This window comes from Sphingosinicella terrae, from assembly GCF_003347635.1.
Taxonomy (GTDB): Bacteria; Pseudomonadota; Alphaproteobacteria; order Sphingomonadales; family Sphingomonadaceae; genus Allosphingosinicella; species Allosphingosinicella terrae.
The window spans coordinates 71,530-87,154 of record NZ_QDFY01000005.1; the positions used below are offsets into that span (position 1 = coordinate 71,530).

Annotated in this window: 11 protein-coding genes; 10 read left to right on the forward strand and 1 reads right to left on the reverse strand. The window is 69.6% G+C overall.

Annotated elements, in window-relative coordinates:
* Positions 1 to 12: 12 nt before the first annotated feature.
* The 10 genes from DDE10_RS12330 to DDE10_RS12375 all read left to right on the forward strand — a co-directional run bounded on the left by DDE10_RS12330 (position 13) and on the right by DDE10_RS12375 (position 14,945).
* Entirely contained in the window at positions 13 to 723 is a 711-nt protein-coding gene (locus DDE10_RS12330) for a hypothetical protein (protein WP_162806584.1), read from the forward strand.
* A gap of 55 nt (positions 724 to 778) precedes the next feature.
* Positions 779 to 1,354 carry an RNA polymerase sigma factor gene (locus DDE10_RS12335; protein WP_162806585.1) on the forward strand — a complete coding sequence of 192 codons (576 nt, stop codon included), beginning with the start codon at positions 779 to 781 and terminating at the stop codon, positions 1,352 to 1,354.
* Positions 1,317 to 2,285, forward strand: a complete 969-nt coding sequence (locus DDE10_RS12340; protein WP_114953087.1) for a FecR family protein — start codon at positions 1,317 to 1,319, stop codon at positions 2,283 to 2,285. The genes DDE10_RS12335 and DDE10_RS12340 overlap by 38 nt, the downstream gene beginning before the upstream one ends.
* Before the next feature lie 236 nt (positions 2,286 to 2,521).
* Complete coding sequence (locus DDE10_RS12345; protein WP_162806586.1) at positions 2,522 to 5,803, forward strand: TonB-dependent receptor; 3,282 nt, start codon at positions 2,522 to 2,524, stop codon at positions 5,801 to 5,803.
* Between the two features lie 23 nt (positions 5,804 to 5,826).
* Positions 5,827 to 7,731 (forward strand): S9 family peptidase, encoded by a 1,905-nt coding sequence (locus tag DDE10_RS12350; RefSeq protein ID WP_114953089.1) that lies wholly within the window; start codon positions 5,827 to 5,829, stop codon positions 7,729 to 7,731.
* A complete protein-coding gene (locus DDE10_RS12355) occupies positions 7,728 to 9,539 on the forward strand; it encodes a DUF885 domain-containing protein (RefSeq protein ID WP_114953090.1) in 1,812 nt (603 codons plus the stop codon). Before DDE10_RS12350 ends, DDE10_RS12355 begins: the two co-directional genes overlap by 4 nt.
* Positions 9,536 to 11,341 (forward strand): DUF885 domain-containing protein, encoded by a 1,806-nt coding sequence (locus DDE10_RS12360; RefSeq protein WP_114953091.1) that lies wholly within the window; start codon positions 9,536 to 9,538, stop codon positions 11,339 to 11,341. The genes DDE10_RS12355 and DDE10_RS12360 overlap by 4 nt, the downstream gene beginning before the upstream one ends.
* Positions 11,342 to 11,508: 167 nt before the next feature.
* Positions 11,509 to 12,795, forward strand: a complete 1,287-nt coding sequence (locus DDE10_RS12365; RefSeq protein ID WP_284734628.1) for a metal-dependent hydrolase family protein — start codon at positions 11,509 to 11,511, stop codon at positions 12,793 to 12,795.
* Positions 12,792 to 14,024 carry a hypothetical protein gene (locus tag DDE10_RS12370; RefSeq protein WP_114953092.1) on the forward strand — a complete coding sequence of 411 codons (1,233 nt, stop codon included), beginning with the start codon at positions 12,792 to 12,794 and terminating at the stop codon, positions 14,022 to 14,024. Before DDE10_RS12365 ends, DDE10_RS12370 begins: the two co-directional genes overlap by 4 nt.
* 108 nt (positions 14,025 to 14,132) lie before the next feature.
* Complete coding sequence (locus DDE10_RS12375; protein ID WP_114953093.1) at positions 14,133 to 14,945, forward strand: polysaccharide deacetylase family protein; 813 nt, start codon at positions 14,133 to 14,135, stop codon at positions 14,943 to 14,945.
* A 12-nt stretch (positions 14,946 to 14,957) separates the two neighbouring features.
* Here the strand turns inward: DDE10_RS12375 and DDE10_RS12380 are convergent, their stop codons facing one another.
* Complete coding sequence (locus DDE10_RS12380; RefSeq protein ID WP_114953094.1) at positions 14,958 to 15,530, reverse strand: hypothetical protein; 573 nt, start codon at positions 15,528 to 15,530, stop codon at positions 14,958 to 14,960.
* Positions 15,531 to 15,625 lie beyond the last annotated feature (95 nt).

Sequence of the window (15,625 nt, forward strand, 5' to 3'; positions counted from 1 at the left end):
AAGGAGGGCGGCATGGGGTGGAAAGCGTGGGCAGCGGCGGCATTGGCCTTCGGAGGAGGGACGATGCTGCCGCTGACCTTCGCCTCCGCCGATCCGCAGCCCGGGCCGACGACGTTCGACGAGATCAATGTCCAGAGGCTCAACATCGTCGAACCGAACGGGCGCTATCGTCTCGTCCTCGCCAACAGCGCCCGCTTTCCGGGCCTGTTCATGAATGGCCGGGAATATCGCCACCACAGTCGCAGCGGCGGCGGCATGTGGTTCTACAATGACGACGGCGACGAGGTCGGCGGCCTCACCTATCGAAGCAATGCGGCCAACCGCTCCGCCAGCGCGAGCATCATGTTCGATCAGTACAAGCAGGACCAGACGGTCGGCCTCGAATATGCCGAGAGCGGCGGCCGGCGGTCGGCCGGGCTTCGCGTGTGGGATCGCCCGGATTATTCCATCGAGCCGCTGATGGAGATGAGCGACCGGGCGGCGCGGGCGCAGACCGACGACGAGCGCAACCGCATCCGCGCCGAGATGCGGACCTTCGCCGAGGCCAATGGCGGCGGCGGCGCCGAACGGGTCTTCGCCGGCAAGACAAGCGGCGATGCCCTCGTCCGCCTCGCCGATCCGCAGGGCCGGCCGCGGCTGGTGATGCGGGTGGCGAGCGACGGCACCCCCAGCATCGACTTCCTCGACGAGAATGGCCGCGTCACCCGGAGCATCAGCCAATGAAGGCACAGGGGCGCAAGCGCCTTGACCAGAAGGCCGATCAATGATGCCATGCGACATGGATCATGGCAGCCGCCTTCGCTGGTTCGCCCGCGAAGTCATTCCTCACGAGCCGGACGTCCGGCGCTGGCTGTCGGTGCGGCTGCGCGGGCTGGAATCCTGCGATCTCGATGAGGTGGTGCAGGAGGCCTATGCCCGCCTGTGGACCGCCGACATCGACAAGATCCTCAATGCGCGCGCCTATCTGTTCGTCACCGCTCGCCACATTATCGGCGAGCATCTGCGCCGCTCGCGGATCGTCTCGATCGAGCTGATGGCGGATTTGGAAGTCTTGAACATCGTCGACGATGAGGTAAACGCCCATCGCCGGCTGAGTGGACAGGAAGAAATCGCGCGGTTGCACAGGCTGATCGAAGAACTTCCACCGAAATGTCGCCAGGCATTCAAGCTGAAGAAGTTCGAGGAGCTATCGCAGCGCGAGATCTCGGCGCGCATGGGTGTTGCCGAAAGCACGGTCGAGAAGCATCTAGCGAAGGCCCTGCGCCTCATCTCGCAGAAGATGAAGTCGGCGGAGCAAGGGTCGGAGGTTTTGAAGGTTGGTACGGATCGGTTCTGGAAACGGGGACGAGGTTGAGGGTCAGGCCGCGGCCTGGGCCGTCCGTTCGGCCGAGCGGGAGCTGACCGGCGAGGAGCAGCGCCAGCTCGATGCGTGGCTCGCCCAGAGCCATCGCCATCTCGGGGCCTTCGTCCGCGCCCAGGCGCTCTGGCTCGACGTCGACCGCGTCGCCGCGCTCGACGCGGCGCCCCGGCCGGAGCCCGTCGCCGACGAGGCGCCGCGGCGGTGGAGCCGCTACGCGATGGCGGCTTCGCTCGCCGTCGCGCTGATCGGCGGCGGACTGGCTTATGATCGGCTCCCCGGCCGCGTCGCCACCGAGCGTGCCGAAGTACGCGAGATCGCGCTCGAGGACGGGTCGAGGCTGTTCCTGAACGGCGGCGCCACCGTGCAGGTGCGCTATGGCGAGGATCAGAGGCGGATCGTCGTCCGCGACGGCGAGGCTCTGTTCGACGTCGCTCATGACAGCGCCCGCCCCTTCGTGGTCACCGCGCAAGGCGTCACCGTCACCGCGATCGGCACGCGCTTCGCCGTCGAGCGCCGGCACGGCGAGGTCGAGGTCACGGTCGAGGAGGGGGTCGTCGCCGTCGATGAGGCGGGCGGCGAGCGCCGCCTGATCCGAGCCAACGAGCAGTTCGTCATGGCTTCGACCGGCGCGCGCCGCGCGACCCTCGAGGCGAGCGAGGTCGGCCGCCGCCTCGCCTGGCAGCGCGGCCTGCTGGTGTTCGACGGCCAGTCGCTCGGCCGCGCCGCCGCGGAGGTGAACCGCTATTCCGACGTCGCGGTGACGATCGACGATCCGACCCTGGCGCGGGCCGAGTTCGTCGGCGTGTTCCGGATCGGCGATGGCGAAGCCTTCGCCCGCGGCGCCGCCCAGGCCTTCAACGGCCAGGTGGTCGTTCGCGAGGACGGGCTCCACCTGATGCGGCGGTCGAATTCCCCGTCGCACTGAAACGGTCGCCCGCGCATGGCGTCGCCGTTGGCTAAGCATCTGATACCAAAGAATATTATTGGACGGTTTGCCCCTGAGACCTGCTGCGGACCTGATGCTCCGCAGCCACGCCTTCATTAAGTTTCCCGAGCTATGGTGGATTCCCCCTTGCCGTCGCTCGTTCCCGCTGAAGGACGATGAGTCCGCATCCACGGGAGGGTGGTTCGATGACAGGGGCGGGATCGACGAATTCGACGTTGCGCGGAGCCTTGCTGGCAGGTGTCGGCTTTGCCCTCCTCGCGGCCAGTCCGGCGCTGGCCCAGGGCCGGCAGCGCTACGACCTGCAACCCGGCGATGCGGCCCAGCAGGTCCAGGCCGTCGCGATCCAGTCGGGGGTGCAGATCATTGCGCCGAGCAGCGACCTCGCCGGAATCCGGACGCGGCCGGTGGCCGGAAGCTATACGCCGCTCGAAGCGCTTCGGCAGATGCTCGCCGGCACCGGGTTAGAGGTGACGACCGGTAGCGGCGGCGCGCTGGTGGTGACCCGGGCGGCGGCCGCGGCAACCGCCGCGCAGGCAGGCTCGGCGGCGCCCGCGGAGGCGCGAGAGGACATCTTCGTCACCGGCTCGCGCATCGAGCGCGTCGGCGTCGACACCATCCAGGCCGCGACCGTCGTCGACGAGGCCGAGATCGAACGGCGCGGCTATACCAATGTCATCCAGGCGCTGGCCGACACGCCCGGTTTCGCCCCGCCCGCGAACAGCCAGCTCGGCACCTCCCAGGGCCAGCTTGGCGTCGCCCAGAGCTTCGCCAACTTCTTCGGCCTCGGCTCGCAGCGGACGCTGACCCTGGTCAACGGCCGGCGGTTCGTCTCGTCCAACACGGTCTCCGGCAGCGGCGGTCCGGTCTCGCCCGGCTCCCAGGTCGACGTGAACCTGATCCCCGTCGGCCTCGTCGAGAGGATCGAGACGGTCGCGATCGGCGGCGCCCCGGTCTACGGCTCGGACGCGATTTCGGGCACCGTCAACTTCATCCTCAAGGACGATTATGAGGGGCTCGAGCTGACCGGTCTCGCCTCGATCAGCGAAGAGGGCGACGCCGCCAGCCAGACCGTGCGCGGGCTGTTCGGCCGCAACTTCATGGAAGGCCGCGGCAATATCGTCCTCGCTGCCGAATATGTCCGGCAGGAAGGCATGCGGCTGTCGGGCCGCTTCCCCGAATTCCTCTCGCTGGTCTCGTCCGGCAATACCGACCGCAACGACGGCATTCCGGCGCTCACCGTCATCGATCAGCGGATCGCGCTCTTGACCGAAGGCGGCCTGCCCTTCCGGTCCGGTGCGCTGCCGTCTGACGACACCTACATCACCGCGAACGGCGTGCCGGTCACCGCCGGAGGCACCCCGCTGCAATTCGCTCCCGATGGCCGCCTGGTGCCGTTCGTCCGCGGCGCGCGCTTCGTCGGTGACAGCGGCGGCCTGTTTCGCAACGGCGGCGACGGCCTCAACCCCGCCGATCACGCCCTGCTGCTCTCGCCCAACGAGCGCTACCTGCTCAACGCGCTCGGCAATTTCGACGCGACGCCGTGGCTGAACCTCTTCTTCGAGGGCTCCTACGCCCATACCAGCGGCACCAAGCTCAGCGACCTGTTCCAGTTCGCGGCGCCAGGCGTCGGCGGGCCGTCGCTCGCCTTTCGCGCCGACAATCCGTTCCTGCCGGAAGAGACCAGAGCGATCCTCGCGCTCAACGGTATCACCGGCGACCAGACGTTCCGGCTCAACCGCAACCTCAACGACATCGCCGACAGCGATCCTGCCAAGACGGAGCTCGACGTCTGGCGCATCGTCGTCGGTGGCCGCGGCGAGTTCGACGCCTGGGGTCAGACGCTCAACTGGGATATCGCCTACAATTACGGCCACAGCCGCAATCGGTCCGAACTGAACCAGATCAACCAGACCCGTTTCCTGCAGGCGATCGACGTGGTTCGCGACGGCAGCGGCAACATCGTCTGCCGAAGCGGCGGCGCCTGCGTTCCGTTGAACCCGTTCGGCTATCAGGCCTTCTCGCCCGAGGCGGCGGCTTATGTTATCGATCAGGGCGTCGGCATCAGCCGCAACGCACTCGAGGAGATCACCGCCAATCTCGGGGGGCGGCTTCCCTTCGGCATTGCCGAGCCCATCGCCTTCAGCATCGGCTACGGCCATCGCACCGAGACCGGCTCGTTCGAAGGCAATGACATCATCAATGGCGGCCTGACCCTGCTCGGCGGGGCGGTCGCCTTTCCCGACGCGGCCGAGGGCCGGTTCAACACCGACGAGGTCTATGCCGAGACGGTGGTGCCGCTGGTCAGCGACGCGACCGGCTGGCCGGTCATCCGCCGCCTCGAGTTCGAAGGCGCAGCGCGCTACGTGTCGCATTCGACCACCGGCGGAGACATCACCTGGTCGGCCGGCGGCCGCCTGGAGCCCCGCTTCGGCGGCATCCTCGAAGGCTTGACGCTTCGCGGCGTCTTCACTCACGCGATCCGCTCGCCCTCGATCGTCGAGCTCTTCCTCAATACGACACCTGTGGCCCGCCGCGCCGACGACGTCTGCGCCTCGACCCGGGTCAATGCCGGGCCGAACCCGGCCGTCCGTCTCGCCAATTGTACAGCCGCTCTGGCGGCGGTCGGAGGTCCCGACCCCAATGCTTTCACCCCGACGACGAACGGGGCCTCGCCATTCGGCATCATCGGCGGCAATCCCGATCTCGATAACGAGACCGCCGATTCCTGGTCCGTCGGACTGGTCTGGCAGCCGCCCAGCATTCCCCGGCTGCGGATCACGATCGACTATAGCGAGATCAAGCTCGACGGCGCGATTTCCCGCTTCACGCTCGGCAGCGCCCAGACCGCCTGCTACGACAGCCCCACCTTTCCCGACGAGGCGGCCTGCGACGCTTTCCGCCGCCTCACCGCCGCCGAGGCGGCAGAGCAGTCGGCCGCTACCGGCCGCAACCGCATCGCCGGCGACATCGCCGACGGCTATCAGGAGACCTATTTCAACAGCGCCACGCTCGACTTCGCCGGGATCATCGGCGAGATCGACTATCGCATTCCCATCCCCAATATCGCCTCGGATAGACCCGCCTTCATCCGGCTGGGCCTCAAGGCCTTCTATATCGACCGGTTCCGCAGCCAGGCGTCGGGCGCTGCGCCCATCCTGGAGGCGGCGGGAACGGTGGGGACGCCGGAATGGCGGCTCAACGGCCGGGTCGGGTTCAACTTCGATCCGGTGGACATCGACCTCCAGGTGATCTGGAATTCCGACACGGTCGGCGATCTCGACGCCACGATCGAGGACACGCCGATCAACGAATATGGCGACTATACGATCGTCAACGGCACCGTCGGCTTCGCGGTCAACGACAATGTCCGGATGCAGGTGAGCGTCCGCAACCTGTTCGATGCCGACCTTCCCTTCGCCGCCACCGTGACCCGTCCATTCAACGTCTACGATCCGATCGGCCGTACCTTTACCGCGACCGCTTCGGTGCGATTCTGAGCGTGTCCGAGCGGGGCAGGGCCGTGACGCTTCGGCTGCTGGCGCTCGTCTTCGCGCTGCTGCTCGCGCCCATGCCGGCGGTGGCGGCCGACAGCGCGGTCCGGACCTATACGATCGAGCAACTGATGGCGGCCGACTCGTTCGGCCGCCTCTCTTTCTCGCCGGACAATTCCAAGCTGCTGACCACGAGCAACCGCACCGGCATCGCCAACATCTACGTCGTCCCGGTCGACGGCGGCCCGCTCCAGCGGCTGACTGAGTCGACGGTCGAGACGGTGAGCGCGATCGGCTATTTTCCGCGCGACGAGCGGATCCTCTATTCGAGCGACCAGGGCGGCAACGAGCTCGCCCATCTCTATGTGCGCGAGCTGGACGGCAGCGTCCGCGACGTCACTCCCGGCGAGCGCCACGTCGCCCGCTTCGTCGACTGGGCGCATGACGGCCGCTCCTTCTTCGTCCAGATGAACGATCGCGATCCGCGCTTCTTCGACCTCTACGAGATCTCGGCGGACGGCTACGAGCGGACCAAACTGTTCGAGAACGACCGCGCCTACCAGATCCGCGCGGTCAGCCCGGACCGGCGCTACGTCGCCTTGAGCCGGATCCACGACAACGCCACCAAGCCTTGCTACGTCTATGACCGTCAGGACCGGCAGCTTCGCCAGCTCACCGCAGCCGGCCCGGTCGCCTGCGAGCCCCAGGCCTTCGCCGCCACCGGTTCGGTGCTCTTCTACACCACCGACGATGGCGGCGAGTTCACCTTCCTCGTCCGCCAGGACCTGGCGACCGGCGAGCGCACGACGGTCTTCCGGCCCGAGCGGTGGGACGTGAGCGGCGCCACTCTGTCGAGCGACAATCGCTACCTCGTCGTCTCGGTGAACGAGGATGCGCGCGGCCGGCCCTATCTGTTCGACGCGGCGACGCTCCGCCCGGTGCCGTTCGAGAATCCGGCGCCGCAGGCCAGCGTCGGCCTGCTCCTCGCCAACGGCGCGCCGCTCGCCGCCGTCTCGGTGTCGAGCGGCAACACGCCCGGCGACGTCTATGTCCAGGATCTCGGCACCGGCGAGCGCCGACTGCTGCTGCGCGCCCAGGCGCCGGAGGTCGATCCGGCCGATCTCGTCAATGGCGAGGTGGTGCGCTTCCGATCCTATGACGGAGTCGAGGTGCCGGGCGTGCTCTATCTCCCGCACGGCGCCCACCCCGGCGAGCGCCGGCCGGCGGTGATCCACGTCCATGGCGGACCGGGCGACGAGAGCCGGATCGGCTACCGCCCGCTCGTCCAGTATCTCGTCAACCACGGCTATGTCGTCTTCGAGATCAACAATCGCGGCAGCAGCGGGTCGGGCCGCAGCTTCTACCACATGGACGATCGCCGCCACGGCAGCGCCGATCTCGACGACGTCGTCGCCGCCAAGAGGTGGCTCGGCGAGACCGGGCATGTCGATGTCGACCGGGTCGCCATCCAGGGCCAGAGCTATGGCGGCTACATGGCGCTCGCCGGGCTGACCTTCCGGCCCGAAGAGTTCGCCGTCGGCGTCGACATTTACGGCGTCTCGAATTGGCTGCGCCTTCTCCAGAACACGCCGAGCTGGTGGGAGGACCTGCGTCGCCTGCTGTTCACCGAGGTCGGCGATCCGGAACGCGACGCCGACTATCTGCGCAGCATCTCGCCGGTCTTCCACGCCGAGCGCATCCGCCGGCCGCTGCTCGTCCTTCAGGGGCAGAACGACCCGCGCGTGCTGCCGGTCGAGTCCGAGGACATCGTCGCCCGCGTGCGCGCCAATGACGTGCCGGTCGACTATGTCGTCTTCCCGGATGAGGGCCACGGCTTCCGGAAGAAGGCCAACCAGATCACCGCCTACCGCACCATCCTCCAATTCCTCGACCGGCACCTGCGGGGCGGCGCCGAGACCGCCCGGGCGGAATGAGCGGCCTCGCCTTCAGCCGGCGCGAGATGATCGTCGCCGGCCTGCTCGCCGGCGCCGCTCCCGCCTGGGCGATGCAGCCGGGGAGCCAGGATGCCCGGCTCGCCGCCTTCTTCGAGGAGGTCTGGCAGCGCAACCTGGCGCGCAGCCCCGGCCTCCAGTCCAACCTCGGCCTGCGCAGCGGCCGCGACCGCTGGCCCCAGGTCGGCGAGGCCCACGCCGCCGAGGAGGCCGAGCTGGTCCGCCGGGATCTCGCCGCCCTCGACCGCTTCGACCGCTCCGCGCTCTCGTCCGACGCGCAGCTCAGCTACGACCTGTTCCGGTACGAGAACGAGCAGTCGCTCACCGCCCATCGCTGGCGGTTGAACCGCTATCCGGTCTGCCAGATGCGCGGCCCGCAGCGCTCGGTTCCTTCGACCCTGATCAGCGATCACCCGATCGCGGATAGCGCCGATGCCGAGGCCTATGTGGCCCGCCTCCACCGCGTGCGCCCCTATCTTGGCGAGATCGTCGCCCATCTCGAACTGCAGGCGCGGCACGGCACCCGCCCGCCCGATTTCTCCTATCCGCTGGTCATCGCCAATATCGAGAATCTCCTTCGCGGCGCCCCCTTCGACGCGAGCGGGAGCGACAGCCCGATCCTCGCCGACTTCAAGGCCAAGGTCGGCGCGCTCGACATCGACGAGGCGGCGCGGGCGCGGCTGGTGCGCGACGCCGAAGCGGGGCTGACCGAGGGCTTCGGCCCGGGCTTCCGTCACCTCATCGAGCATCTGCGCGAGAGCGAGCGGATCGTCGACCGCAATGACGGCGTCTGGCAACTGCCGGAGGGCGAAGCCTATTACGCCGCCGCCCTGGCGATGGAGACGACGCTTCCGACCTCGCCGGCCGAGGTACACCGGATCGGCCACGAGGAGGTGGCGCGGATCCACGGCGAGATGCGCGCCTTGATGCCGCGGCTCGATTTCTCCGGGTCGCTGCAGCAATTGTTCGTCCACGCCCGCACCAGCGACCGTCTCTATTACCCGAACAGCGACGAGGGACGGGCGCGGTTCCTCGGCGAGATGCGGGCGCGGATCGACGAAGTCTCGGCTCGTCTCGACGAGATCATGACCCGGCGCCCGCGCGCGAACGTCGTCGTCGAGCGCGTGCCGCTGTGGATGGAGGTGTCGGCGGCGACGGCGGGCTATTTCGCGCCATCGGCGGACGGCAGCCGCCCGGGCCGGCTGCTGGTCAATCAGCGCGAGATGCGCAACCTCCCGGTCTACGAGCTTTCGGCCCTCGCCTATCACGAGGGCGTCCCCGGCCATCATCTCGAGCGGGCAGTGTCGCGCGAGCTCACCGGCCTTCCCAAGTTCCGCCAATATGGCGGCTATACCGCGTTCAGCGAGGGCTGGGCGCTCTATGCCGAGCAGCTTCCGCTCGAGATGGACCTCTATGCCGATGCCTGGCAGGAATTCGGCCGCCTCTCGATGGAACTGATGCGCGCCGGCCGGCTGGTGGTCGATACCGGCGTCCATGCGCTGCGCTGGTCGCGCGAGCAGGCGATCGCCTGGCTCGACGAGAACACGCCGAGCAATCACGCCGACAACGTCACGGCGATCCAGCGCTACATCGTCACGCCCGGCCAGGCCTGTGCCTACGAGATGGGCAAGTTGAAGCTGGTCGAGCTGCGCGCCCGCGTCCAGGCCCGGCTCGGCCCGCGCTTCGACCTGCGCCGGTTCCACGACGTCGTGCTCGGCAGCGGACCGCTGCCGCTGCCGATGCTCGATGCCAATGTCGAGCGCTGGATCGGCGAGGGAGGAGAGGCATGATCAGCCGGCGCGAATTCGGCGCGCTTTCGGCGGCGCTGGGGCTGCAGCTCGTCGTCCCGCCCTTGTTCGCTGCGCAGGGCAGCGAGGATGCCCGGCTCGATGCCTTCTTCGAGGCGATCTTCCAGCGCGGGCTGTCGCGCAGCCCGATCGCCCAGTCGCGCCAGGGGATCAAGCGCGACCAGGACAAATGGGACGATCTCGGCGAGGCGCGCGCGCTCGAGAACCACCAGCTTCGCCGGCAGGATCTCGCCGAGCTTCGCCGTTTCGATGTCGAGCGCCTGTCCCCGCAGGCGCGGCTCAGCTACCGCATGTTCGAGCGCGACGCCGAGGAGTCGATCCGCTCCTGGCGCTGGCGCGACCATGGCTACGGCCTGACCCAGATGGGCGGCATGCACACGCGCGTGCCGACCACCCTGCTCAATTTCCATCCGATCGCGACCGCGGCCGACGCCGAGGCCTATATCCTCCGCCTCGAGCGGGTGGCGCCGCTGATGGAGCAGGTGATCGACTCGCTGCGGCGCGAGGAGGCGGCCGGCGTGCGGCCGCCGCGCTTCGTCTATCCCCTCGTCATCGGCCCGGCCGAGAATCTGCTGCGCGGCGCTCCGTTCGAGCCGGGCGCGACGGACAGCCCTCTGCTCGCCGACTTCAAGACCAAGCTCGCCGGGTCACAGGTTCCGGAGGCTGACCGCCCGGCGCTGGTCGCCCGGGCGGAGGCGGCGCTCCGGGGCGGCTTCGCCAGCGGCTATCGCAGCCTGGTCGCCTATCTGCGCGCCGCCGAGGGGCGCGCCGACGAGGTGGACGGCGTCTGGAAGCTGCCCGACGGCGCCGACTTCTACCGCGCCCGGCTGGAGGCCTATACGACGCTGCCGCTCGCGCCCGACGACGTGCACGTGCTCGGCCTGCGCGAGGTGGCGGCGATCCACGAGGAGATGCGCGCGATCATGACGCGCGCCGGTCGCACCGGCTCGCTCCAGGACTTCTTCGACTTCATGCGCACCGACCCGCGCTTCTACCATCCCGATACGGCGGAAGGGCGCGCCGCCTATCTCGCCGAGGCCGAGGCGCTGCTCGACGAGATCCGTGGTCGGCAAGGCGAGCTGTTCGGCCGGCTGCCGACCAAGCCGGTCGAGGTCCGCGCCGTCGAGGCGTGGCGCGAGCGCTCGGCCGCCAAGGCCTCCTATACCAACCCGCCGCAGGACGGCTCGCGGCCCGGCATCTTCTACATCAACCTCGCCGACATGGGCGCCCAGCCGCGCTACCAGCTCGCCGCCACCCTCTATCACGAGGCGATCCCCGGCCATCATGTCGAGACGGTGATCGCCCACGAGCTGCAGGGCATCCCCCGCTTCCGCCGCTTCGCCAGCATCGCCGCGTTCAGCGAGGGCTGGGGGCTCTATTCGGAGCGGCTGCCCAAGGAGATGGGGCTCTATGCCGACCCCTATGCCGATTTCGGGCGCCTCTCGCTCCAGCTGATGCGCGCCTGCCGCCTGGTGGTCGACACCGGCATCCACGCCCTGCGCTGGACGCGGGCGCAGGCGACCGAATATCTCGATCGGAACATGCCGAGCAGCCATTACGACAATCAGCGCGAGATCGACCGCTACATCGTGCTGCCGGGCCAGGCCTGCTCTTATTATGTCGGCATGCAGAAGATCCTCGCGCTACGCGAGCAGGCGCGAGCCCGGCTGGGCGACCGGTTCGACCTTCGCGCCTTCCACGACCTCGTCCTCGGCAACGGCCCGCTGCCACTGCCGCTGCTCGAGGAGCAGGTAGAGGGATGGATCGTGGGACAGGGGGCATGATGGCGCAACGACGAGATCCTCCCCTTCGAGGGGAGGGGGACCGCCCGCAGGGCGGTGGAGGGGTGTCAGCGCCGGTGCCATATGCGGCGCGCGCAGAACCAGCGGAGACGCTGACACCCCTCCACCAGGCTTCGCCTGGTCCCCCTCCCCCCAAGGGGGAGGATTGGGTGCGTGCCTTCTTCGCCCTGCTCCTTGCCTTCTTCGCTCTCGCCCCCGCTCACGCCCAGGAACCCGCCACCACCTTCATCCAGGCCGGGCGGCTGCTCGCCGATCCGGCGACGGGCCGGGTGCTGAGCGCCCACACGATCGTCGTCCGCGCCGGGCGCATCGTCGACATCCGCGAGGGCTATGTCGGCGAGGGCGAAGGCGAGGTGATCGACCTTCGCGACCGCTTCGTCCTGCCGGGGCTGATCGATTCGCACGTCCATATCTGCCACGAGAACGGTCCTGACGACCGCGTCCGCCGGACGGTGCAGACCGCCGCCGACCTCGCCATGGACGGCGTGCATTATGCCCGCGTCACGCTGGAGGCGGGCTTCACCACCGTCGCCGACATGGGCGAGGAGAATGACGCCATCTTCGCGCTGCGCGACGGCATCGCCCGGGGGAGAGTGCCGGGTCCGCGCATCCTCGCCGCCGGCAACGCGCTGAGCCCGCATGGCGGCCCCGGCGACCCCGCCGGCTACCGCCCCGACGTCGGCCACGTCCTGAGGCGGCCGAGCCTGTGCTCGGGTGCGGACGATTGCCGGCGGGTGACCCGCGAGACCATCCATCGCGGCGCCGACCATATCAAGATCACCGCCACCGGATCGGTGCTGTCCGACATCGCCTCGGGCCTGGGCCAGCAATTCACCGACGACGAGATGGCGGCGATCGTCGAGACCGCCCACGCGCTCGGCCGGCGGGTCACCGCCCACGCCCATGACGCGGCGGCGATCAACGCCTTCCTGCGCGCCGGCGGCGATTCGATCGAGCACGGCACCAATCTCGACGCGGAATCGGTGCGGCTGATGCGCGAGCGCGGCGCCTGGCTGGTGCCGACCCTTCTCGCCGGCGAGACGGTGACCCGCTGGGGGAACGACCCGAACAGCTTCCTCTCCCCGGCGATCCGCGACAAGGCGTTGCGGGTCGGCCCGCGGATGATCGAGTCGACCCGCCGCGCCCATCAGGGTGGCGTCCGCATCGCCTTCGGCACCGACGCCAGCGTCAGCCGCCACGGCGAGAATGCGCGCGAGTTCGGCCTGCTCGTCCGCGCCGGCCTGACCCCGCTCGAGGCGATCCGCACCGCCACCGTCAACGCCGCCGAGCATCTCGGGCTGGCCGATACGATCGGATCGATCGCCGCGGGCAAGGCGGCCGACATCATCGCCGTCGACGGCGATCCGCTCGCCGACGTCGCGGCCCTCGAGCGGGTCGCCTTCGTCATGCGGGACGGCCGGATCCATCGCCGGTGAGGCTGCTGCTCGTTTGGCTCGCCGCCCTGCTGCTGACCGCTTCGGCAGAGCCGGCACCGGCGCCCCCGCATTACGCCCTCCGCGCCGCCTTCGACGAGAGCGGCCGGCTCGAGGCCGACGTCACCATCACCTTGCCGCCGGGAACGCGCGAGAAGGAGTTCCTCCTCTCGCGGCGGTTCGTGCTCGGCGGTGTCCAGGTCTCCCCGGGCACCCGCCTCGCTTCGGCGGAGCCGGTGGAGAGTCCGGTCGAGGGGCTGGTGCGCTATCGCTTCGCCGCCGCGCCCGGCGCCTCGGGGCCGATGACGATCCGCCTGCTCTATGCCGGACCGATCAATCCCGCGGACGATGCCGGCGTCCGCCCGCTCCGGCCTGAGGGGTTCGAGCTGTTCATCGACCATATGTGGTTCCCGGTCGGCGCCGACATCCAGACCCGCTTCACCCTCGATGCCGAGATGGACGGGCTCGATCCCGACCTCGTCGTCGTCGCCCAGGGCGAAGTGACCCGGACCCCGACCGGCGTGCGCATCCGCCGCGACTATATCGACATCGACGTGCCGATGGTGGCGATGCGCGGCCTGCAGCGCGCCGAGGCGCCCGGGGTCGAGTTCTTCGCGCGCGACCTCGCCACCCGCCTGTCCAGCTTCTACATCCGCCATTCCGAAGGCGCGGCGCGCTACTTCCAGGCCCAATATGGCCCGATGGACCAGGTGGTGCGGATGGCGGTGGTCTGGCGCGAGCGGTCGATGGCCTATGCCCGCACCGGCTACACGGTGTTCTCGGAGGGCGGCCGCAGCGCCCCCGATTATCCCGAGAGCGGCGCCGCGCGCCACGCCGCCCACGAGATCGCCCATGCCTGGTGGAAGCTGGCGAGCCCGATCACCGACGATTTCTGGCTGGTCGAATCCGCCGCCGAATATGCCGCCATCCGCTATGTCGAGGCCGCCTTGGGGCCGGACGAGGCGGAGCGGATGATCGCCGAGAAGCGCACCGCCGCGGCCGACGCCGGGCCGGTCATGGGCCATGGCCGCCCCAATCGCGTCCAGCTCTACCAGAAGGGACCTTTGCTCCTCGTCGAGCTCGAGCAGCGCATCGGCCGCCCGGCGATGGACCGGCTGATGACCCGGATGGCGCGCGAGCCGGTCCATACCACCCAAATCTTCATGGGCCTGCTCACCGAAATCGCCGGCGCCGAGGCCGCCGCGGCGTTCGAGCGGGCGCTCCACAGCTGAAGCGAAAGCCGGGGAGCGCGCCTACCGGGATGACGGACCGGGGGTCGTGGCGTAGGAGGAATAGCGCGGAGACGCCGTGCCGTTCTCCAAGGCGCGAGGGGAGGGGCCATGCCTGCACGGTGCTGCATTCCGCTGCTTCTTCTGCTGCTGACTCTCGCGGACGCGCCCGCGGCGGCCGAGCCGCCTTCCACCTTCTGGCCCGACGGTGCCCGCGCCGCGATCGTGCTCACGTATGACGACGCCTTGCCCTCGCAGCTCGACACGGCGGCGCCGCAGCTCGAGGCGAGCGGCTTCAGGGGGACCTTCTTCCTCAACGCGACCTTCCCGGCCGAGGACGTGCCACGCTGGCGCGCCGCCGCCGCGGCCGGGCATGAGCTCGGCAATCATTCGGCCTTCCATCCCTGCCCGGCCGCGTCCTTTCCCGCCGAGCGCATCTTCCATGCCGAGCGATGGAGCGTGGCGGCGATGCTGCGCGACATCGCGGCGATGAACACCTTGCTGGCGGCGATCGACGGCGAGGCGGCGCGCACCTACTCGGTGCCGTGCAGCCAGACGATCGTCGGCGGCGAGGACTATGTCGAGCCGCTGCGCGCCTCCGGCCTCGTCCGCCACGTCCGCACCGGCGGCGACGGCGACGGCATCGTTCGCGACCCCGCCGCGATCGACCGCTTCCGGGTGCCGAGCCGCAGCTTCACCGAGTTGAACGGCGCCGAGGACCTCATCGCCTTCGCCGAAGCGGTCCGCGCCGGAGGCGGCCTCGGAATCTTCATGTTCCACGGCGTCGGCGGCGATCATCTTGCCGTCTCCGCCGAGGCGCACCAGGCGCTGCTCGACTGGCTGGCCGCCCGTCGCGGCGAGATCTGGGTCGCGCCGTTCGGCGAGGTGATTGACCATGTCGCCGAGCGCGCCGAGGGGCGCTGAGGCAGCGGACGGTCAGCGCGTCTTGCCGCGGCGGGCCATCAGCACCAGAGCGGCGACCCCTGCGGCGACCGGGAGGAGCACCCAGATCCAGAGCGGCAGGCCGCTGCGCCCCAGCCAGGCGAGGAGGCCGCCGGAGCGCTCGGACTCCGGCACGATCTCCACCCTCGCCGTCACTTCCTGGACCGGGGCTTCGGTGCCATCGGTCGCCGGCCCGGCGGAGCCGACCGGCGGCGCCGCGACCACCGGCGGCATCGCGAGGTCGGAAGGCTTGGCGCCACCGCCGGCGCGGCAGCTGTCGAGATGGGGTTGGAGCCGGGCCGCCGCTTCCTTGCCGCCGATCCCGCCGAGGGCGTCGGCCCCCGCTTCGCGGATCAGGGCATCGGCCGCGCATCGGCAATCCGCGAAGCTGTAGCCGCTGCCGTCGGCATCGAAAGCGGGCGGATAGGCCGAGACGCAGGCGGCCTCGAGCCGCGCCTCGGCCGCCGCTCGCCGTGCCTCTCGCTGTATCTCGTCCGAATCGAATGCCTGCGCCCACGCCGCGCCTGCCGCTCCGCCGACCAGCCCTGCCAGCAGGGCGCCCCTCATCCCCATCTTCCTCGTCACGGCAGACCCTCCCGCGCTCGACCGCTGCGCCGGCATATCATCCCGAGCGGCGCGGGAGTAGCGGAGGGGTCGTGGAC

Coding starts and splice junctions, on each gene's coding strand:
- DDE10_RS12330 (WP_162806584.1), top strand. CDS start 13: ATGGGGTGGAAAGCGTGGGCAGCGGCGGCATTGGCCTTCGGAGGAGGG.
- DDE10_RS12335 (WP_162806585.1), top strand. CDS start 779: ATGGATCATGGCAGCCGCCTTCGCTGGTTCGCCCGCGAAGTCATTCCT.
- DDE10_RS12355 (WP_114953090.1), top strand. CDS start 7,728: ATGAGCGGCCTCGCCTTCAGCCGGCGCGAGATGATCGTCGCCGGCCTG.
- DDE10_RS12360 (WP_114953091.1), top strand. CDS start 9,536: ATGATCAGCCGGCGCGAATTCGGCGCGCTTTCGGCGGCGCTGGGGCTG.
- DDE10_RS12375 (WP_114953093.1), top strand. CDS start 14,133: ATGCCTGCACGGTGCTGCATTCCGCTGCTTCTTCTGCTGCTGACTCTC.
- DDE10_RS12380 (WP_114953094.1), bottom strand. CDS start 15,530: ATGAGGGGCGCCCTGCTGGCAGGGCTGGTCGGCGGAGCGGCAGGCGCG.